Raw genomic sequence first — 20415 nt, 5'->3', positions numbered from 1 at the left:
GGTGGCCGGGCGTGATGGGATAAGCCCATGCACGATGCACCCATCGCGAACGCGGTCACGCTCGGCACCATCCCGCTGAGCGTTGACGACGTGGTGGCCGTGGCCCGCGACGGCGCCCCGGTCCACCTGCCGCCCGAGGTCCTGACCGAGGTCGCCGACAGCCGCCGGCACGTGGAGTCACTGGTGGACGCCGAACGGCCCCACTACGGGGTCTCCACCGGGTTCGGGGCCCTGGCCACCACCCACATCCCACCCGAACGGCGCACCCGGCTGCAGCAAGGGCTGATCCGCTCCCATGCGGCCGGCACCGGACCGGAGGTGGAGACCGAGGTGGTCCGTGCGCTGATGCTGCTGCGCCTGGCCACGCTCGCCTCGGCCCGCACCGGCGTGCGCGAGAGCACCGTGCGTGCCTTCGCGGACCTGCTCAACGCCCAGTTGACGCCGGTGGTGCACGAGTTCGGGTCGCTGGGCTGCTCCGGCGACCTCGCCCCGCTGGCCCACGCGGCGCTGGCCCTGATGGGCGAAGGCACCGTGCGCACCCGGGACGGCCACGCCCATCCGGCACGCACCGCACTTCTGCGCGCCGGTCTGGCACCGGTCGAACTGGCCGAGAAGGAGGGCCTGGCGCTGATCAACGGCACCGACGGGATGACCGGCACACTGGCCCTGGCCTGTGCCGACCTGAGGCACCTGCTCCAGGTCGCCGACGTCGCGGCGGCGATGAGCGTGGAGGCGTTGCTGGGCACCGACGCAGTCTTCGCCGCGGACCTGCAGGCGTTGCGCCCGCACCCGGGACAGGCGGCCTCGGCCGCGAACCTGCGCACCCTGATGGCCGGCTCCGGCATCGTGTCCTCCCACCGCGGCCCGGACTGTTCCCACGTGCAGGACCCCTACTCACTGCGATGTGTTCCCCAGGTGCACGGGGCCGCCCGGGACACCCTGTCCCACGCGCGGGGTGTCCTCGAGGTGGAACTGGCCTCGGTGATCGACAACCCGGTGGTGACCCTGGACGGGCGGGTGGAGTCCAACGGGAACTTCCACGGCGCCCCGGTCGGTTACGTGCTGGACTTCCTGGCGATCGCCGCCGCCGACGTCGCGTCGATGAGCGAGCGGCGCACCGACCGCTTCCTCGACACCGCCCGCAACGCGGGCCTGCCGGCGTTCCTGGCCCAGGATCCGGGCGTGGACTCCGGGCTGATGATCGTCCAGTACACCGCCGCCGGGATCGTCTCCGAACTCAAACGCCTGGCCGTCCCGGCCAGCGTGGACTCCATCCCCTCCTCGGCGATGCAGGAGGATCACGTCTCGATGGGATGGGCCGCGGCCCGCAAACTGCGCCGCGCCGTGGACGGCCTGCGCCGGGTGCTCGCGATCGAGATCCTCACCGCCGCACGCGGCATGGACCTGCGCCGGCCGCTGCAGCCGGGCCCGGCCACCGGTGCAGCCAGAGGCGTACTGCGGGCCGCCGGCGTCAGCGAGCCCGGCCCGGACGAGCATCTCAGCCCCCAGATCGAGGCGGCCCACCAGGTGCTCCTGGACGGTTCCCTGCTCACCGCAGTGAGCGAGGTCACCGGTTCCCTGGCCTGAGCACCTCCGGCACGGCTTCCCACCACCGTCTAGTAAGGTTAGCCTTACTTAAGACATGACCAGTCGGGCCCCCGATCTCAGGAGAACAGACGCGATGCCTCTCAGAGCACCCATGATGCGCACATGGCTGGCACCGACCGCGATCGCCGGACTGGTCCTGGCCGGGCTGACCGCGTGCGGCTCCGGTGACGGCTCGGACGAGGAGTCCCTGACCCTCTACAGCGGCCGAAACGAGGCCCTGGTGCAGCCGGTGCTGGACTCCTTCACCGAGGAGACCGGGATCGAGGTCTCGGTGCGGTACGGCGGGACTGCGGAGATGGCTGCCCAACTCCTGGAGGAAGGGGACCGCAGCCCCGCCGATGCCTTCCTCGCCCAGGATGCCGGCGCGCTCGGGGCGCTCGCTGCCGATGGACTGCTGGCGCCGCTGCCACAGGACACGCTCGACCTGGTCCCCTCCGCCTACCGCTCCGCCGACGGCACCTGGGTCGGGCTGACCGGCCGCTCCCGGGTGCTGGTCTACAACAAGGACGCGGTCAGCGCCGAGGAACTGCCCGAGTCCGTCTTCGAACTGACCGAGGAGCAATGGCGGGGCCGGGTGGGCATCGCACCGACCAACGCCTCCTTCCAGGCGTTCGTCACCGCGATCCGCCTGATGGAGGGCGACGACGTGGCCCGGCAGTGGCTCTCGGACCTGGCTGCGAACGACCCGCAGCTCCGCGAACGCAACGGCATGATCGTCGCGGACGTGGACGCGGGGGTGTTCGACGTCGGGTTGGTCAACCACTACTACCTCTTCGAACAGGCCGAGGAGGAGGGCGTGGAACCGGAGGACCTGGATGTGGCCCAGCACTTCTTCGCCGGCGGTGACGCCGGCGGCCTGGTGAATATCTCCGGGATCGGCGCGCTGGGTGGGGAGCCCTCACCGGCCGCCCAGGAACTCATCGACTACCTGCTCAGCCCCACCGGGCAGGAGTACTTCCGCGACCAGACCCACGAGTACCCCATGGTCGAGGGCATCGAGGCCGACGAGGAGTTGCCGCCCCTGACCGGTCTGGACCAGCCCGGGATCGACCTGAACGACCTCGACGACCTGCAGACCACCGTCGAGATGATCAGTGAGGCGGGATTGTCCTGACCCAGCGCGCACACCCAGCACTGACCGCGGCCGCCCTGGTCGCCACCGCGGTGGCACTGGTGCCGCTGGCCTATCTGATCGCGCGCGTCGCCGGGGCCGGGCCCGATGCCTGGCTCGCCGCGGTGACCCGCCCGCGGGTGGGGACACTGGCAGCCACGTCCATGCTGCTCGCCCTGGTCGTGGCGATCGGGTGCCTGGCGCTCGGCGTCGGCAGCGCCTACCTGGTCACCCGCACCGATCTGCCCGGGCGGCGCCTCTGGGCGGTGGTGGCGGCACTGCCGCTGGCGGTGCCCAGTTACGTCGCCGCGTTCAGCTGGTCGGCGGTGGCGGACCTGTGGTCCTCAACCGCCAGGTTCGAGGGGTTCTGGGCCGCCGCCCTGGTGCTGACCCTCTACACCGCGCCGTACGTGTATCTGCCGGTGGCCGCGGCGCTGGCCGCGACAGACGCCGGGCAGGAGGAGGTGTCCCGCTCCCTGGGCCGGGGCCCGTGGCAGACCCTGATGACCGTCACCCTCCCGCAAGTGCGCCCGGCCATCGCCGCCGGTGGCCTGCTCGCCGTGCTCTACGCGCTGTCGGACTTCGGAGCGGTGTCGCTGCTGCGGGTGGACACCTTCACTCGCGCGATCTTCACCGCCCTGGGTTCGGGCTTCGACCGGATCGGCGCACTCAGCCTGGCCAGCATGCTCGTGCTGCTCACGCTGCTGATCCTGGCGATCGAGCACAGCACCCGCCGCCGTGGCGCCCGGTACGCCCGCACCGGCAGCGGGGTGCGTCGCTCCGCCCCCATGCACCAACTCGGGAAGTACGGGCGCTGGGTCGCCTACGCCACCATGATGGGCACCGCACTGGTCGCCCTCGGGGTCCCGGCGGTCGCGATGGCTCGCTGGTCCGCCCGCGGTCTGTCCCAGCCCGGCTCGGTCAGGGAGGTGCTCAGCGCAGCGTCCGGGTCTATCGGGCTGGCCCTCGCGGGTGCGCTGGTGACCACGGCGCTGGCGATCCCGGTGGGGCTGTACGCGGCCCGTCACCCCGGACGGCTGGCCCGGGCGCTGGAACACGCCGCCTATCTCGCGCACGGCCTGCCCGGAGTGGTGGTCGGTCTGTCACTGGTGTTCCTGGGCGTGGCCGTGCTGCTCCCGCTCTACCAAAGCGTCTGGTTGCTCGCCGTGGGGTATGCCACGTTGTTCCTGCCCCTGGCCCTGGCCGCGGTGGCCGGGGCCGCCGCGAAGGCACCGCCCGGACTGGAGGAAGTGAGCCACTCCCTCGGGGAGGGCCCGGGGCGCACCTGGGCACGGGTGACCCTCCCGCTCACGCTCCCGGGTGTGCGCGCCGGAGCCGCGCTGGTGTTCCTGGCGTGCATGAAGGAGTTGCCGGCCACGTTGCTGCTGCGGCCCACCGGGATGGAGACCCTGGCCACCCGGCTGTGGTCGGCCACCGAGGTGCAGCGCTACGCCGAGGCCGCGCCCTACGCCGTGCTGCTGGTCCTGGTCGCCGCGCTGCCCACCTGGCTGCTGACGGTCCGCAGCGGGATCCGCGGGGCCGGCGTGAGCAGTGAGAAACCTCACCCCCAGGTGGCGCCGGAGAGTGTGAGGGTGGAACCGTGAGTGCTGTCGAAGTAGTCCAGGTGCACAAGGCCTTCGGCCAGGTGCGGGCCCTGGACGGCGTGGACCTGAGCCTGGGCGCGGGCAAACTGCTCGCGGTGCTCGGGCCCTCCGGCTGCGGCAAGACCACACTGCTGCGAGTCCTCGCCGGGTTCGAGGAGATCGACGCCGGCCGCATCGCCCTGGAAGGTCGGGCGGTGTCCCTGCCCGGGGTGCACCTGCCGCCGCACCGGCGCCACGCAGCCATCGTGCCGCAGGACGGCGGCCTGTTCCCGCACCTGTCGGTGGCGGACAACATCGCGTTCGGCCTGGGCCGGCGCAAACTGGGCCGTCGCGGCACCCGGGACCGGGTCGCTGAATGCCTGGACCTGGTCGGCCTGTCCGGCCTCGGCAGCCGGATGCCGCACGAGCTCTCCGGCGGACAACAGCAGCGCGTGGCGGTCGCCCGGGCACTCGCGCCCCGGCCTCCGCTGGTGCTGCTGGATGAACCGTTCAGCGCCCTGGACGCCACCCTGCGCACCGAGGTGCGCCAGGTCGTCCGCCAGGCGCTGGCCGAGGACGGGGCCACCGCGTTGATGGTCACACACGACCAGGCCGAGGCGTTGTCGATGGCCGATGAGATCGCGGTGATGCGCGCCGGGCGGATCCTGCAGGCGGGCCGTCCCGCTGAGATCTACCGCGCGCCGGTGGACCCCTGGGTGGCCGGGTTCGTGGGCGAGGCGCAGTTGCTGCCGGTCCTGGAGCGCGACGGGCAGCGGGTGCGCACGGTGCTCGGTTGGTTGGGTGTCACCGGGACACCCGGTCCGGGGCAGACCCAGGTCATGCTGCGCCCCGAGCAGGTCACCATCCACCCCACCGAGGGTCCCGGCGCTCCGGCCACCGTGGTGTCGGTGGACTACTACGGCCACGACGCCCTGGTGATCCTACGAGCCGGGGATCACACCACGGTGCTCTCCCGGGTGGTCGACGGCCCCCAGGCGGCACTGCAACCAGGCACGCCCGTGACGGTGGCGGTGCTGGGCAAGGCCCGGTGCTACGCCGGTAACTCCGAGACCGGGGCCGAACCCGTCGTCGGGGATCCCACCGGACATGACGCGCCCGGCGCCGGCGATGCCGGCACCTCCGGCTCCGCCCAGCCGCAGTACCACTGACACCCCGGGCCGCGTCCCGGGGCCGGCGGTTCAGGCCGTTCGATCCCGGGTGCGCCGCGGCCCACTTCGGTACCGTCGTGGCCATGAGCAGTCACGACGTCGTCCGCTCCCCCACCGGGACCGCCCTGACCGCCAAGTCCTGGCAGACCGAGGCACCCCTGCGGATGCTGATGAACAACCTCGACCCAGCGGTGGCCGAACGCCCCGAGGACCTGGTGGTCTACGGCGGCACCGGTAGAGCGGCGCGCGACTGGCCCAGCTATCGCGCGATCGTGGCCACGCTGACCGGCCTGGAGGCCGATGAGACCCTGCTGGTCCAGTCCGGTAAACCCGTCGGTGTGATGCGCACCCACGAATGGGCACCGCGGGTGCTGATCGCCAACTCCCACCTGGTGGGCGACTGGGCCACCTGGCCGGAGTTCCGGCGCCTGGAGCAGCTCGGGCTCACGATGTACGGACAGATGACGGCCGGCTCCTGGATCTACATCGGAACGCAGGGCATCCTGCAGGGCACCTACGAGACCTTCGCCGCGGTGGCCGCAAAGAGGTTCGGCGGCACCCTGGCCGGGACACTGACCCTGACCGGCGGGTGCGGCGGGATGGGCGGTGCGCAACCCCTGGCGGTGACGCTCAATGGCGGGGTGTGCCTGGTGGTGGACGTGGACGGGGCTCGGCTGCGCCGTCGGGTCGGCACCCGGTACCTGGATGAGGTCGCAGAGGACCTCGATGCCGCCGTCACCCGGGTGGAGACGGCCCGGGCTGCGCGCGAGGCGGTCTCGGTGGGTGTGGTGGGCAACGCCGCGGACGTGTTCACCGAACTGCTCCGCCGGGACGTGGCCATCGATGTGGTCACCGACCAGACCTCGGCGCACGATCCACTCTCCTACCTGCCCCAGGGTGTGGACCTGGCCGACTGGCACGACTACGCCGCCGCCAACCCCGAGGAGTTCACCGTCCGCGCCCAGGAATCGATGGCGGCGCACGTGGAGGCGATGGTCGGCTTCGCCGATGCCGGCGCGGAGGTGTTCGACTACGGCAACTCCATCCGCGACGAGGCCCGCAAGGGCGGGTACGACCGGTCCTTCGAGATCCCCGGGTTCGTCCCGGCATACATCCGTCCGCTGTTCTGTGCGGGCAAGGGCCCCTTCCGGTGGGCGGCGCTGTCCGGGGACCCCGCCGATATCGCCGCGACCGACGAGGCGGTCCTGGACCTCTTCGGCGAGAACGACCACCTGCGTCGGTGGATCCGCGCCGCCCAGGAGCGGGTCAGCTTCGAGGGGCTGCCCGCGCGGATCTGCTGGCTCGGTCACGGCGAACGCGATCGCGCGGGCCTGCGGTTCAACGAGATGGTGGCCGATGGCACCCTGCGCGCTCCGATCGTGATCGGCCGGGATCACTTGGACTGCGGCTCGGTGGCCTCCCCCTACCGCGAGACCGAGGCGATGGCCGACGGGTCCGATGCGATCGCGGACTGGCCGATGCTCAACGCCATGGTCGCCGCCTCCTCCGGGGCCACCTGGGTCTCGCTGCACCACGGCGGCGGGGTGGGCATCGGGCGCTCCATCCACGCCGGCCAGGTCAGCGTGGCCGACGGCACCGACCTGGCCGCCCGGAAACTGGCGCGCGTGCTCAGCAACGACCCGGCGATGGGCATCATCCGGCACGTGGACGCGGGGTATGAGCCCGCCGAGCAGGTAGCCCGTGACCACGGCGTCCCGATCCCGATGCACACCGCGCCCGGTTCGGAGACCTGATGGCCGCCATCGCGATCACCGGGATCGCAGAACTGGTGACCGGTGACCCGGCGCTGGGCACCGGCCCGCTGGGGGTGCTCGAGGACGCCGCCCTCGTCATCGAGACCGACGACGACGCAGCCTCGGCGGGCGGTCTGCCCGGGCCCGGCGGGTCTGCTCCGGTGGCCGGTGACGGCGTCAGCCGCCCGCGCGGGCGGGTCGCCTGGGTTGGCCGGGGCCGGGCGACACCCGCGGCCGACGCCCGCATCGACGTCGACGGGGCATGCGTGCTGCCGGGGTTCGTGGACTCCCACACCCACCTGGTTTTCGCCGGGGACCGCTCGGCGGAGTTCGCCGCCCGGATGAGCGGGCAGTCCTACGACGGCGGCGGGATCGCCGTGACCGTGGCGGCCACCCGGGAGGCCTCCACGCGAGTGCTGCGTGAGCGGCTCCGGGCGTTCGTGGCCGAGGCCCGCGCCCAGGGCACCACCACGATGGAGGTCAAGTCCGGTTATGGCCTGGACGTGGCCAACGAGGTGCGCTCGCTGCAACTGGCGGCGGAGGTGACCCCGGAGGTCACCTTCCTGGGTGCGCACGTGGTACCACCGGAGTTCGCCGGGCGGGCCGACGCGTACGTCGACCTGGTCAGGGGGCCGATGCTGCGCGAGTGCGCCCCGCACGCCCGGTGGGTGGATGTGTTCTGTGAACCGGCGGCGGCCTCGGCCTTCGACGGTGAGCAGTCCCGGGCAGTGCTGGAGGCGGGCGCCCGGGCGGGCCTGGGTCTGCGCGTGCACGGCAACCAACTCGGGTACGGGCCCGGGGCACAACTGGCGGTGGAACTGGGGGCGGTCAGCGTGGACCACTGCACGTACCTGTCCGATGAGGACGTGATGGCCCTGGCCGGCTCGGACACCGTGGCCACTCTGCTGCCCGGGGTGGAGTTCTCCACCCGGTCGCCCTACCCCGATGCGCGCAGGTTGCTGGACGCCGGGGTCGCCGTGGCACTGTCCACCGACTGCAACCCCGGCACCTCCTTCACCTCCTCGATGCCGCTGTGCATCGCCCTGGCGGTGCGGGAGATGGGGATGAGCGTGGACGAGGCGATCCAGGCGGCCACCACCGGTGGCGCGGCAGCGCTGCGGCGCGAGGACGTGGGGCACCTGGGGGTCGGGGCGCGGGCGGACCTGGCGGTGCTGGACGCCCCGACCCGGACGCACCTGGCCTACCGGCCCGGAGTGCCGTTGGCTCGGACGCTGGAGTGGGGTGAGCACGCCGGGGGTTGAGTCGGCGGCGACCGCCCCGGGTCGGAGTGTGGCGGAATCGACTCCTACAGCCGGTAGGATCAAGTCGGCCATCAGCCCCGAACCGAGGCAAGATCCGTGATTACCCTGACTCTGCTCGTGTCCATCGCCCTGATCGCCACCGGCGCCGTGGCCTACATCGCCACCGCTGCCGCCAGCATCACCGCGCTGATCCCCGCCTTCGTGGGGGTGCTGCTGCTGGTCTGTGCCCTGATCGCACGCGGGACGAAGGCCCGTAAACCCGCCCTGGTCGTGGTCCTGGTGCTGGCGCTGCTGGGGGCGCTGGGCTCCCTGCCGAACCTCATGGACCTGGGCGACCTGTTCGCCGGGGATGCTGACAACCCCGGGGCGATCATCGCCAGCACCATCATGTTCGTGTTGCTGCTGGTCCTGGTGGTGGCCGGGATCCGCTGGTTGCTCGCCTCCCGCGCTGCGCGCTGACTGACGCGCACGCGCCGAGTGCGCGCCTGGCCCGGGACGCCTCACTCGGGCGGGCTCCGGCCGGCCGGTGCCCGCCGGCTCAGGCGGGACCGTATGTCCACCGACCGGCGACCATGGTCGCCCAGACCGGCATGGTCCGCAGCGCCTGACCGTCCGCGGTGTGGGGGTCGACGTCGGTCAGCACCAGGTCGGCGTCCTGGCCCGCGCGCACACTCCCCTTCCCGCGCGTACTGGCTGCCAGCGCCGTCGAGACCGGTAGCGCCTGCTCGGGGTGCCACGGCTCCCGGCCGTCCCGGCTGCGGGTCACCGCGGCGCTGATCGTCACCCACGGGTCCAGTGGCGCCACCGGCGCGTCCGAACCCAAGCGGATCGTCGCGCCGGCCCGGGCCAGGTCCGCCAGCGGGAAGCACCACCCTGTGCGCTCGGGCCAGTACTGCTCGGCCAGATCCCGGTCATCCATGGCGTGCTCTGGTTGCACACCGGCCACCACGCCCAGGGCGGCGAACCGCGCATGATCGGAGGGGTGCACCAACTGGGCGTGCTCGATCCGGCCGCCGGAGCCGGTGGCCTCGAAGGCGTCCAGTGCGGCGGTGACAGCCAGATCCCCGATCGCGTGCACCGTGGCGGTGATGCCTCCACCGGCTGCCCGCCGGACCAGTTCCACCATCTCGCTCACGTCGTACTCCCGGTACCCATAGCCCCCGCCGGGAGCCCGGTCCACCTGGGCTGATCCCCGGTAGGGGTCGCGGCACAGCGCGGTGCGGGTGTTCAGCGACCCGTCGGAGAGGATCTTCAGCGGTCCCACCCGCACCAGCCCACCGGTTCCGGGCACCACCTGGCCACTGCGCCAACCCTCGGCCAGCGCCGCCGGGAGCCGGTCGGGGTAGATCCCGGCCTCCACCCGGACCAGGGCCGGCACGGCGGCGCTGAGCCGGGTGCGCCAGTCGCTGATGTTGTCCGCCCACTCCAGGTCCACCACACCGACCACACCGCGGGCCGCCAACAGCGGCAACGCCTTGGCCAGGGCGCCTTCCGCCCCGGCTACGGTCGCAGCGTCCAGCCGGGGCATCGCCTCGAACCACGCGCCCTCACGGACCAGCCCGTCGGCCCCGACCGTAACCTGCAGCAGGTCCGCGCCGGCGGTGTTCACCCAGGCGCAGTGCAGGTCACCCGAGACGAGCACCACGGGCACCGAACCGGCTACCTGATCGAGGAGATCCCGGCTCGGAACGTCGGGCCACAGCGCGTCACGGAATCCGTAACCCACCACGGGGCGGTCCGTAGGCAGGGCGGTGCGCACCAGGTCCATCACCTGTGCCGCCGAGGTCGCCCCGCTCAGGTCCAACCGGGACATCGCCAGGGCCCACTGCACCATGTGGGTGTGCTCATCCCACAGGCCCGGCAGCAGGAAGCGGCCCTCGGCGTCAATCTGGTCGGACCCGGCCGGTGCCTCCAGGTGCCCGGTGGGGACCATCCGTACGACCCGACCGTCCGCGATCGCGGCGTCCCACACCTGCTCGCCCGGGCCGCCCGCCACGGCAGGGTGACCATTCCCGGCCCGGCCGGGTACGCCGTCGTCGGCTGCCACCGGCCCTGGCAACCGCACCCTGCGGATCACGAGCGGCGCATCCCCGGTGCGCTGCTCCCGTTCGATCGCTTCCATGCACACTCCTTCCCGCAAGGAGGGTACGTGCCCAGATGCCCTGCCGTGGCACCACGGGGCGAGGTGTGCACAAGCGTGGCCGGTGCAGGAATGCGACATTCCCCGGTGCCGGGAGCGGCATGTCCAGGCGCGGGTAAGCCGGGGACCGCGAGCCACCCACCACATGGGACTAGGGTTCGGGAGGTGATCGTCGACCTGACCCGCGCCGAGGCGGTGACCGGCGCCGACGAGGTCACCACCCTCTACGCCGCCGCGTTCGGCTACCCGGCCTCGGTCACCCGGCAGTTCACCGACACCTACACCCGGTGTATGCGCGAGTACCACGGCGCGCGGCTGCTGCTGGCCCGGGTGGACGGAGGGTCGGTGGGCTTCGCTTTCGGATTCACCTTCGAACGCGGGCACTGGTGGCCCGAACAGATCGGTCCCACCCTGCAGGCGGCCGACCATGCGGATTGGATGCAGGACGCCTTCGAACTCGCCGAACTGGTGGTGGCCCCCGAGCACCAGGGCAGGGGCACCGGGGGCATGCTCCTGCATCACCTGTTGCACACCACCCGGCACCAACGCGTCCTGCTGGCCACGGCCCCGACGAACCCGGCACGCCGGCTGTACCGGCGGGCCGGGTTCGTCGAGCTCCTGCCGGACTTCCGGTACGGCGACAGCGGCCCGGCCGCGGTGATCATGGGCCGGGACCGGGACAGCACCGGGCCGCCGGCCTCACCACAACGTGGTGTCGGCGCGGGGAGTTAACCGACCCGGGGCGAGCGGTTCGGGTTCGGGGACCTCCACCTGGTGGCTGTGCACCAGAAAGTTGTCGATCCGGTCCTTACGGATCATCACCTTCAGCGCCCGGGCATCGCCGCTGGGCTGGCGGCCCTGGGCGAAGTCGCCGAGCACGGTGTGGAAGTTGCCGGTGTTGACCTCCAGCACCTTCATGGAGAAGAACCGGACCGCTTCCTTGAACCGGCCGGCGTAGGACAGTTCGTTGAACCCCTTCCGGGCCACGTACCCGGCGTCCCGGCGCCACCTGTTCCATTCGATCGTGGCGGCGTTCTGGTTGTCCTTGGCCTTCCAGGTCTGGTGCTCATAGAGCACGAACCAGAACTTGCCGTACTCCTGCACGCACGCCCGCACCGAGGCGGCGTCGTTACCCGGGGCCTCCTTCTGCACATGGTCGGAGGCCTTCAGGTCCCCGTAGTGGGCGACGGTGGGACCGTCACGGAACTGCAGGTCGTAGTCGAACCCGCCGGGGGTCTTGTTCTTCAGGTGCCGCACCCGGTCGGTGTGGCCGCCGGCGTGGAGGAACTCCTCCAGCCGGTACTCCAGGTAGAAGCCGGGCCACTCGCCCTGGAACCTGTCGGGCCAGGCGGCCCGGTGCATCCGCTGCACCGCGGTGCTGGACATGGTCAGTTGACCGTCGATGAATACCTCGTTGAACTGCTGCAGGACCTCCAGATGCGGATCGGTCCCCACGTCGCCGGTGCGCAGATAGTGCGCGAAGGAGTCCGCGCGCACGCTGGTGAGCCGGTTACCGTTCCGGTCCCGACGGCTGAAGGAGCCACGCGCCTGGGCCTGGAACAGATCATTGGAGGACACGTGCGCGGCGGAGTTGTTCGCCTTCCGCGCCACGTAGGTGTCGGGGTCGAAGTCCACGAAGATCGTGGTGCCTTCGTAGTGGTAGAGGCCGACGAAGCGCGGCCGCAGCCCACCTTCCCGGAGCAGGTGATGGATGCCGATCCACTGGTTCGGTATCTGGATCCGCTTCTTGAACCCTGGCCAGGGATGGCCCAGATGGTGCACCTGCCGCACCAGCAACGCGTTGTCCCCGGCTATCAGCACCTTCTCGGAGCCCACCTGCTGCACGTAGACCTCCGGCAGATACCGCCCCAGGATCGCCACGCGCTCGGCCGGGCGGATCCTGGCGTCGGTGTCCTGGACCACCGTGCCGTCCGGGCCGAGCTGGTCGACCACCTGTGCGCCCATGCCTGGTTCTCAGGCGACGCCGGACTGCGCCAGGGCCGAGCCGGGCGCCATCGCCACATCGGGGTTGGCCGGCGCCTGCCGCACCGCGCGGGCCAGGCCGGGTGAGCGGTCCTCGACGTCATCGATGGTGCGCAGCAGGTGTTGGCGCAGCACGTAGTAGGCGGCCCCGACGTTCACCCCGTTGCCCATCTGCCGGTAGGAGGCGGCTGCTGGCTGGTCGCCGAAGGTGAACTCATCGGGCAGGCCCTGCAACCGGGCGGCCTCGCGCGGGGTCAGCCGGCGCCGTTTGTCCCCCAGGATGGTGGTCTGGGTGATCGCGACCAGGGCCGGCACGTAGGTGGGCTTCTTGGCTCTGATCCCGGAGGGCCGGAAGTGCATGATCGTGGACCCCAGCGACTCGGCGTCCTGGGCCTGCCACTCGAGTTTGCGTCTCGAGGCCGGGAAGTGGGCCAGGTGCTGATGCCGCTGCAGCCAGCCGTCCAGCACCCGCTGGTGGCTGCGGTAGAACTCGGCGTTCTTCCGCAGGAAGTTCGCCTTCCACAGCGGGGTCCCCTGCGTGATCTGCGGCTCGGGCAGGAACGCATCGGCCCAGATCGGAAAGCCCGGCAGCGTGGCCACCCGCGGGCGCATGATCTGCACGAACTCATCCCACACGCTGATCCACTCGGTCTCGGTGGGGCTGAGCCGGTAGCGCTGCAGGTCCGGGATCTCCTCCTCGCTCAGCAGCGGTAGATCGGACCGCAGATCCCACCGGTGCGGGTCCCAGAGGCCGCCGTCGGGCCGGGCCACCGGCCGGTTGGGCACCACGGGCTCGTCCCAGGACTGCGCCCACGCCCGGCGCGGCCCCACGTAGGTTCCGGTGATGAAGACCCGGTCACGCACCTGCGGGCGTCCGCCCAGCTCGGGTGGGAGCAGGTGCGGGGAGAAGATCGTGGGGGTGGTCGAGACCTGGTAGCCCAGGTCCCGCAGGGTGCGGATGATGGTGGCCCAGGTGTCGCGGTGCCGCGGCCCGGCCAGGTTGCGCACGTTCTCCAGCAGGATCGCGGTGGGCCGGCGTTCTTCCAGCACCCGGGCGATGTTGAAGAACAGCGTGCCGCGGGTCTCCTCCATCCCCTTCTGGAAGCCGGACTTGGAGAACGGTTGGCAGGGGAAGCCGGCGGCCAGCACGTCATGGTCGGGCACGTCCATGCGTTCGGCGGTGAGCGGGATGATGTCCCCGTGCACGCCCATGTTCCAGTTGTCGCGGTACACCCGGGCGGCCCCCGGGTCGATCTCGGAGGCGAATGTGGCCCGCCCGCCCAGGGCGCCGAGGACGGCGTGGAACCCGCCGACGCCGGCGAAGAGGTCGACGAAGTCGAACGCCGCCTCACCACTACCGCCCAGCATGCTGGCCAGCTTACCCCGCTCAACGGCCGGTCCCGGCTCGCCCACGCCCACGACACCCGACGACGGCGCAGCCTCCGCCCGTTCACGCTTCCCCCCGGGCGGGCAGGACACAGCGGTCATCGACACTCCTCGGCTTTCGTCAGCAACGAGATCGACCGTATGCCCCAACTGTGACATCGCCGCCGGCGAAGTCCCCGGCGAATCCGCTGTCGAACGAGCGGCTGGTGATCCGGTGGCTCATCCCGGGGACCCCGGCGCGGTGGACGCGGGATCAGTACAGGAAGTAGGGGAAGAAGTCCGGGTTGTGGGAGTGCACGATCGCGAGGAAAACGATGACGTCGAAGAGCAGGTGCACGATCACCACGTAGGTCAGCGAGCGGGTCTTGGTGAAGATGTAGCCCTGCAGCAGCGCGAACGGTGCGGTCAGCAGCGGGCCCCAGTGGGTGTAGCCCAGTTCGTAGAGGAAGGAGACGAAGATGATGGCCTGCAGGATGTTGGCCGTCCACATCGGAAAGTGGCGGCGCAGCAGCACGAAGCAGGTGCAGATGAAGAACAGTTCATCCCAGGTGCCCACGTAGTTCACGCCGATGAAGAAGCGGACCAACTCGCTGGTGTCGGTGATGGCCGGCCAGTTCTGGTACGCCCCGGATCGGATGAAGTAGAACGGCAGGATCAGCCAGCCCAGGAACGGGACCAGCAGCATGTATCCCTTCTGCACCGGGGTCCATTTGCGGTGGCCCCGCCAGGGGAACCGGATCGCCTTGCGCCGGTAGATCAGCCGGTCGATCAGGAACGGGGTGGCCACCGCGAGCGCCAGCACGATCCCGATCGTGAAGAACCGGTCCCAACTCACGTCGGCCGCCACCGATGTGGTGGACACGATCGTGATACCCACGCCGATCAGCAGCAGGTCCTTGGCCAGGCCGCGGTCCACCAGGTAGGCCGCCCCCAGGCTGGCGATCAGCACCGCATGGCCGGGCCAACCCACCTCGACGCCGAAGAGCAGGAACGCCGACAGGCTCACCCCGAATGCCGGAAGCAGTTTGCGATGCCAGCCCGGCGGTACCACGTCCATGTCATGGACGGCATCGGCGGCGGTCGCGGGCCGACCGTCGGCGCTCCCGGCACGGTCGGTACCCTCGTAACCGGACGCGGTCACCCGATCACCGTCGCGGCGAGGACGCACGTCCGCCTCGATATCGGTGGAGCCGTGGTCACCATCGGGGTCCGATACCGCGGGCGAGGAAGGCACGCCCACAGTCTGCCAGGGATCGGGCATGCCGCCAGACCGGCACAGGCGACCTCAGGTGAGCCCCGCCGTCGTGCATCCTGCACGCGGGGTGCACCTCGTCGTCGTCCGTGCTGCCGGCAGGCCGACCACCCCCTACCCGGCTATTCCACCCAGCCGAGTTCGGCCCGCAGGGCGGCAGGAAGGATGTGGTCCACCCGGTCCAGCACATACGTGGGCCGGTGGGCGGGTTCGGTGTCGGCCACCTCGTCGGCCGTGGAGTCCCCGGTCAGCACCATCGCCGAAGGCATGCTGGCGTCGGCCGCCATCCGGATGTCGGTGTGCAACCGGTCCCCCACCATCAGGGCGTTGACAGGGTCCACATCGAGGCCGGCGAGCGCGGCGGTGAGCATGTCCGGATCCGGCTTGCCCACGTTCTTGCTCAGCTTCACCCCGGTGCACGCCTCGATCGCCGCGACGATCGCGGCGGCGTCGGGTTCCCCGCGTCCGCCCGGGAAGGGGCAGTACCGATCCGGGTTGGTGGTGACCAGGATCGCTCGGCCGTGGAACCACAGCGCATCGAAGGCGATCTGCAGTTTGGCGTAGGTGAAGGTGCGGTCGTAGGAGGCGATCACGATGTCGATCTGGGCCGGATCGTCGGTGATCGCGATACCGGCCTCACCCAACGCCCGCACGAGTGGCTCCTCGGCGATCGGGAAGACCTTCGCCTGCGGGTGATGGGTCTGCAGCCACCGTGTCATCGTCACCACGGTGTTGACGATCTCGTCCTCGGCGGTGGGCAGGCCGAGCCGGTCCAGTTTCTCGGCGTACTGCCCCGGGTCCTTGGTGGGGTTGTTGGACAGGAACCGCACCGGCAGTCCCCGCCGGCGCAGTTCGGTGATCAACCGGGTGGCCCCGGGCAGCATCTCCTCACCCAGGTAGACCGTGCCGTCCATGTCGAAGATGTAGGCCTCGAAGAGGCCGGTGGGGGCGGGTCCGGGGAGGACTGGGCCGGGCATGGGACTCCTTGGTCGGCGGGGTGGCCACGTTGCTCGGCAGGGCGGCCGCGTTGCACAAAGGGTGCGATTAGGAGAAACATAGGGCACAGTCCGGCCCGGGGTTGCGTGTACCCCGGGCTCGTGTCCGTGCGAGCCGTGGAGGAACTGCCTTGTTCTCAGCCTTGACCCCCCGAAGCAGGGCTGATGCTCTGGCCGCGCTGGGTACCGAGCAGTTGGACGTGCTGGTGATCGGCGGTGGGGTCACCGGCGCCGGGGTCGCGGTGGACGCCGTCACCCGGGGCCTGCGCACCGGGATCGTGGATATGCAGGACTGGGCCGGCGGTACCTCCGCCTGGTCATCGAAACTGGTACATGGCGGGCTTCGCTACCTGTACAACCTGGATTTCAAACTGGTTGCCGAGGGGCTGCGGGAGCGCGCGCTGCTGCTGACCACCACCGCCCCGCACCTGGTCCAGGCCCAACCGTTCCTGTGGCCGCTGAAGCGCCGGGTGATCGAACGGGCCTACTCCGCGGTGGGGGTGGGCATGTACGACGCGATGGCCGTGGCCGGATTCCGCGGGCGGGCGGTGCCGCTGCAGAAGCACTACTCCAAGCGGGGCGCGCTGCAGTTGTTCCCCGACATCCGCCCGGACGAACTCATCGGTGCGATCCGCTTCTACGACGCCCGGGTCGATGACGCCCGGCTGGTCACCACCCTGGTCCGCACCGCCCAGTCCTACGGTGCTCACGCCGCCTCGCGCACCCAGATGGTGGACCTGATCAAGGACGGCCCCCGCGTGGTCGGCGCCGAGGTGGTGGACCTGGAGACCGGTCAGCGTCACCGCGTCTACGCCAAGCACGTCATCAACGCCACCGGGGTGTGGACCGAGGACACCGAGGCCCTGGCCACCGATGAGGCCAAGGTGCGGGTGCTGATGTCCAAGGGCATCCACATCGTGGTGCCGCGCCACCGGATCCGGGGCAGGGCCGGGATCTTCCTGCGGACCGAGAAGTCGGTGCTGTTCATCATCCCCTGGCAGCGGTACTGGATCATCGGCACCACCGACACCCCCTGGAGCGAGGAGCCGCTGCGGCCGGTGGCCACCCGCCCGGACGTGGACTACCTGCTCGAGCACGCCAACGGGGTGCTGCGCTCGGAGTTGACCTTCGAGGACATCATCGGTGTCTACGCCGGGCTGCGCCCGCTCGTGCAGCCAAGCGAGGACGCCGCCTCCACCAAGATCTCCCGCGACCACACCGTGCTGGAGGTGGCACCGGGGATGACGGTGATCACCGGTGGCAAACTCACCTCGTACCGGCTGATGGCCGAGCACGCGGTGGATAACGCGATCGGCCCCGAGCGTGCCAAGGCCCGCCCCTCGGTCACCGCCCGCACCCCGCTGGTGGGCGCCAGCGGGCTGGAGGCGATCACCGCCCAGGCCGGCCGGATCGGCGCCCGGCACGGGTGGACCGGTGACCGGTTGCAGCACCTGCTGGGCCGTTACGGCACCGAACTGGCCCAGATCAGCGCAGCGGTGCAGGACGACCCGGGCCTGGGTGAGCCCCTGGCCGCCGCGCCTGCGTACCTGCGCGCGGAAGTGGCCTGGGCGATCACCCACGAGGGAGCCCTGCACCTGGAGGACATCCTGCAGCGGCGGGTCCGGCTGTTCTATGAGTCCCGCGACCGCGGCTTGGCGGCGCTGCCCGAGATCGCCGACATCGCCGCCCCGTTACTGGGTTGGGACGCCGAGACCAGGGCCGCCGAGATCGACTCCTACCGGGCACTGGCCCGGGCCGAGGAGGAGGCGCTGTCCACCCTGGCCGACGACGACGCCGTCCGGGCCCGCACCCAGGCACCCGAGCGGGTGCCGCTGGCCCCGATGGGCCGGGAGGGCTGAGGCTCTGATGGTGCGTGCGGACCTGGCAGATCTGGCGGGCCTGGCTGCACCGGATGCTCCTGGCCGACTGCGTGGCGGCGCTGGCGCGCACCTTGGAACTGTGCTGAGCGACTGAGTCGCAGGGCCGGCCCCGGCGATCGCGTGCAGAATCACACCGGTGACCAGGCCGGTGTGGCCGGCAAGAACCGCCACCACGCAAATCGAGCGCCGGCCGGCAAGTACGGCATGAAGTTTCGGGTTTTCACGGTGTTCATGCTGCTCACCCGGTTCCGGAAGGCGATGGGGCCCGCCGTGGGGTTGCAGATCGCCCTCGATGCCGATCTGGAGAACCCACACCTTGAGGCGGACCCGACCAACCCCACCGGCGCCAGCGGTCGTACAAACCTTGGGCAACGCCGCAAATAGCATGGGACGGTGGGGCGCGGCACACATGGTGCGGCATCACCTGAGGCACAGCCGCCGGCCCCGTGGCCGCGGCGCGACGCAACGGAGGCGAACGTGGTGGAGAACGTCCCGCAACCAGATCTCGCCGGCGGGGTGCGCAATGCGCTGACCGCGCTGGTCCAGATCGCCGAGCCCTGGCAGCCCCATCGGCTCGCCAGCATCAATGACTACGACCTCAAAGTGGTCAAGATCATGGGGGAGTTCGTCTGGCACAGTCATCCCGCCACGGACGAGTTGTTCTACGTCCTGTCCGGGGAGTTGACGATCAGTCTGCGCGATGGCGACGTGCGTCTGGGGCCGCACGACACCTTCGTCGTCCCCGCCGGTGTGGAGCACCGCCCGTACGCGGAGCAGGAAGTGCTCGCCATGCTCATCGAACCCCGGGGCACGGTGAACACCGGTGATGCCGGCGGAGTGATGACATCCGCGCTGCGCGAACTCCGGTGATGAGTCGGTCGCGGCTCCGGCCGATGACGAGGCGGACGGGGCCGGCCACGCGCGAGACACTGTCACCATGCGTGGGCTGAGGCGACGTTTCTTCGGGCGGGTCGGGCTGCTGTACCGGCGCTGGGCCAGGCGGCGGATGGTCACCGACCCGCGGGCGATGGTGGACCGCGCGTGGGGCATCGTGCGTGCCAAGCGCTACTGCCTCATGATCACCGAATCCCCCGGCGGCCCGGTCGCCCGCGTCATCGAGCCGGTCGCCCGGGCTGCCGACGGCACGCTCTGGTTCGGCACCGATCCCGGTTCCCGCAAGGTCTCCCATATCCGGCGGTCAGCGAGGTGCCTGCTGGTGTTCCAGGACGATCGGCGCCGGGCGTGCGTGACGCTGGAATGCGACGCCAAGATCGTCGGTGCGGACGCACCCATCCGGTTCCGCCACTTCTTCCGGGCGTTCTGGCCCGGTGGCCCCGGACCGGACTACGTCAACGTGGTCTGCACCCCCACGGCCATGGAGATCTGGGACGGGCTGGCCGTGATCGCGCCGGAGCCCTTCGGCCGCCGCCAGGCCCGGCTGGAGTTTCGCGACGGTCGGTGGGAACTCATCCCGGCGCCGGCACCACGGTAGGCGGCAGCAGCGCACAACTCCCGACCGCTGCGCATCCCGATCGAACACGGGGGCTCAGAGCTCGGGCGTCGGACGGGCGATAATGGAACGGTGACCACCCGATACCTGACCCTCGCCACCGACGGTGAGGCGGAGATCGAGGTCAAGCGCTCCCGCTTCCTGTGCACCCTGGCCCGGGTGAGCACCGAGGAGGCGGCCCGGACCGTCGTCGAGGGGCTGCGCAAGCGGCACTGGGATGCCGCTCACCACTGCTCGGCGTTCGTGCTCGGTCCCGATGCGGGCGTGCAACGGTCCTCCGACGATGGCGAGCCGGCCGGAACCGCCGGGGCACCGATGCTGGAGGTACTGCGGGGCCGGGAGGTCTCCGACGTGGTGGCGGTGGTGACCCGCTGGTTCGGCGGGGTGCTGCTGGGCACCGGAGGCTTGATCCGCGCCTACTCCGACGCCGTCCGGGCGGGCCTGGACGAGGCCGGGCTGGTGGCCCGGGAACTGCTCATGGAGTACACCCTGGAGCTGGACCACGCCACCGCCGGGAAGGTGGAGGCGGACCTGCGGGCCCGGGGTGTGCAGGTACTCGACACCACCTACTCCGCCGCGGCCACGCTGCGTCTGGGAGTGCCAGGGGAGCGATCCGAGGGGCTGGGCGCCCTGGTCGCCGAGCTCACCGGTGGAACGGTGGAACCGGTGCCGGCGGGCTCCACCTGGGTGGACACCCCTGCCTGAGTAAGCGTCCTGGCCGGCGGCCCGCAACCCCGGCACCTGAGCACGGCAGCCGTCGCCGGCCTCCGCCGGCGCCGCCA

General features: G+C 71.0%; 18 protein-coding genes. 13 read left to right on the top strand and 5 right to left on the bottom strand.

Translation table 11 applies throughout. From position 1 onward, the window contains the following. Positions 1 to 27 precede the first annotated feature (27 nt). The 7 genes from hutH (at position 28) to ACPL7H_RS13750 (ending at position 8946) form a co-directional block, all read left to right on the top strand. Entirely contained in the window at positions 28 to 1587 is a 1560-nt protein-coding gene (hutH, locus tag ACPL7H_RS13780; RefSeq protein WP_424797455.1) for a histidine ammonia-lyase, read from the top strand. Positions 1588 to 1702: 115 nt separating this feature from the next. Then, positions 1703 to 2722 (top strand): iron ABC transporter substrate-binding protein, encoded by a 1020-nt coding sequence (locus tag ACPL7H_RS13775; RefSeq protein ID WP_424797454.1) that lies wholly within the window; start codon positions 1703 to 1705, stop codon positions 2720 to 2722. A 50-nt stretch (positions 2723 to 2772) separates the two neighbouring features. Further along, positions 2773 to 4323 (top strand): ABC transporter permease, encoded by a 1551-nt coding sequence (locus tag ACPL7H_RS13770; RefSeq protein ID WP_424797453.1) that lies wholly within the window; start codon positions 2773 to 2775, stop codon positions 4321 to 4323. Next, entirely contained in the window at positions 4320 to 5471 is a 1152-nt protein-coding gene (locus ACPL7H_RS13765; protein ID WP_424797452.1) for an ABC transporter ATP-binding protein, read from the top strand. Before ACPL7H_RS13770 ends, ACPL7H_RS13765 begins: the two co-directional genes overlap by 4 nt. Before the next feature lie 83 nt (positions 5472 to 5554). After that, entirely contained in the window at positions 5555 to 7225 is a 1671-nt protein-coding gene (locus tag ACPL7H_RS13760; protein WP_424797451.1) for a urocanate hydratase, read from the top strand. Continuing rightward, positions 7225 to 8487, top strand: coding sequence for an imidazolonepropionase (hutI, locus tag ACPL7H_RS13755; RefSeq protein WP_424797450.1), 1263 nt, complete (start codon positions 7225 to 7227; stop codon positions 8485 to 8487). The genes ACPL7H_RS13760 and hutI overlap by 1 nt, the downstream gene beginning before the upstream one ends. A gap of 96 nt (positions 8488 to 8583) precedes the next feature. Continuing rightward, a complete protein-coding gene (locus ACPL7H_RS13750; protein ID WP_424797449.1) occupies positions 8584 to 8946 on the top strand; it encodes a hypothetical protein in 363 nt (120 codons plus the stop codon). Positions 8947 to 9025: 79 nt separating this feature from the next. Here the strand turns inward: ACPL7H_RS13750 and ACPL7H_RS13745 are convergent, their stop codons facing one another. Further along, positions 9026 to 10609: an amidohydrolase gene (locus ACPL7H_RS13745; RefSeq protein WP_424797448.1), complete on the bottom strand. Its 1584-nt coding sequence runs from the start codon at positions 10607 to 10609 to the stop codon at positions 9026 to 9028. Positions 10610 to 10792: 183 nt separating this feature from the next. On the opposite strand from ACPL7H_RS13745, the gene ACPL7H_RS13740 reads away from it, so the two are divergent. Then, complete coding sequence (locus ACPL7H_RS13740) at positions 10793 to 11359, top strand: GNAT family N-acetyltransferase (protein WP_424797447.1); 567 nt, start codon at positions 10793 to 10795, stop codon at positions 11357 to 11359. Here ACPL7H_RS13740 and ACPL7H_RS13735 read toward each other — a convergent pair. The 4 genes from ACPL7H_RS13735 to ACPL7H_RS13720 form a co-directional block, all read right to left on the bottom strand. Then, a complete protein-coding gene (locus ACPL7H_RS13735; RefSeq protein ID WP_424797446.1) occupies positions 11327 to 12592 on the bottom strand; it encodes a hypothetical protein in 1266 nt (421 codons plus the stop codon). The two genes, ACPL7H_RS13740 and ACPL7H_RS13735, sit on opposite strands and share 33 nt — an antisense overlap. A gap of 9 nt (positions 12593 to 12601) precedes the next feature. Next, on the bottom strand, positions 12602 to 14098 hold the full coding sequence (locus ACPL7H_RS13730) for a DNA cytosine methyltransferase (RefSeq protein ID WP_424797445.1): 1497 nt from the start codon (positions 14096 to 14098) through the stop codon (positions 12602 to 12604). A gap of 151 nt (positions 14099 to 14249) precedes the next feature. Beyond that, complete coding sequence (locus tag ACPL7H_RS13725) at positions 14250 to 15230, bottom strand: type II CAAX prenyl endopeptidase Rce1 family protein (protein ID WP_424797444.1); 981 nt, start codon at positions 15228 to 15230, stop codon at positions 14250 to 14252. A 140-nt stretch (positions 15231 to 15370) separates the two neighbouring features. Then, positions 15371 to 16225: an HAD-IIA family hydrolase gene (locus ACPL7H_RS13720; RefSeq protein ID WP_424797443.1), complete on the bottom strand. Its 855-nt coding sequence runs from the start codon at positions 16223 to 16225 to the stop codon at positions 15371 to 15373. Between the two features lie 149 nt (positions 16226 to 16374). On the opposite strand from ACPL7H_RS13720, the gene ACPL7H_RS13715 reads away from it, so the two are divergent. The 5 genes from ACPL7H_RS13715 to ACPL7H_RS13695 all read left to right on the top strand — a co-directional run bounded on the left by ACPL7H_RS13715 (position 16375) and on the right by ACPL7H_RS13695 (position 20338). Then, entirely contained in the window at positions 16375 to 18102 is a 1728-nt protein-coding gene (locus ACPL7H_RS13715; RefSeq protein ID WP_424797442.1) for a glycerol-3-phosphate dehydrogenase/oxidase, read from the top strand. A 171-nt stretch (positions 18103 to 18273) separates the two neighbouring features. After that, complete coding sequence (locus ACPL7H_RS13710) at positions 18274 to 18507, top strand: hypothetical protein (protein WP_424797441.1); 234 nt, start codon at positions 18274 to 18276, stop codon at positions 18505 to 18507. A 93-nt stretch (positions 18508 to 18600) separates the two neighbouring features. After that, positions 18601 to 18993: a cupin domain-containing protein gene (locus ACPL7H_RS13705; protein ID WP_424797440.1), complete on the top strand. Its 393-nt coding sequence runs from the start codon at positions 18601 to 18603 to the stop codon at positions 18991 to 18993. A 67-nt stretch (positions 18994 to 19060) separates the two neighbouring features. Continuing rightward, positions 19061 to 19615, top strand: a complete 555-nt coding sequence (locus tag ACPL7H_RS13700; protein ID WP_424797439.1) for a pyridoxamine 5'-phosphate oxidase family protein — start codon at positions 19061 to 19063, stop codon at positions 19613 to 19615. A gap of 90 nt (positions 19616 to 19705) precedes the next feature. Then, positions 19706 to 20338 carry a YigZ family protein gene (locus ACPL7H_RS13695; RefSeq protein ID WP_424797438.1) on the top strand — a complete coding sequence of 211 codons (633 nt, stop codon included), beginning with the start codon at positions 19706 to 19708 and terminating at the stop codon, positions 20336 to 20338. Positions 20339 to 20415: the final 77 nt, after the last annotated feature.

The sequence above is a fragment of the Pseudactinotalea sp. Z1732 genome, assembly GCF_049724975.1.
Lineage (GTDB): Bacteria > Actinomycetota > Actinomycetes > Actinomycetales > Beutenbergiaceae > CALKWS01.
Note: the sequence above shows the minus strand (reverse complement) of the source record. Positions and strands in the feature narration are given on the sequence as shown.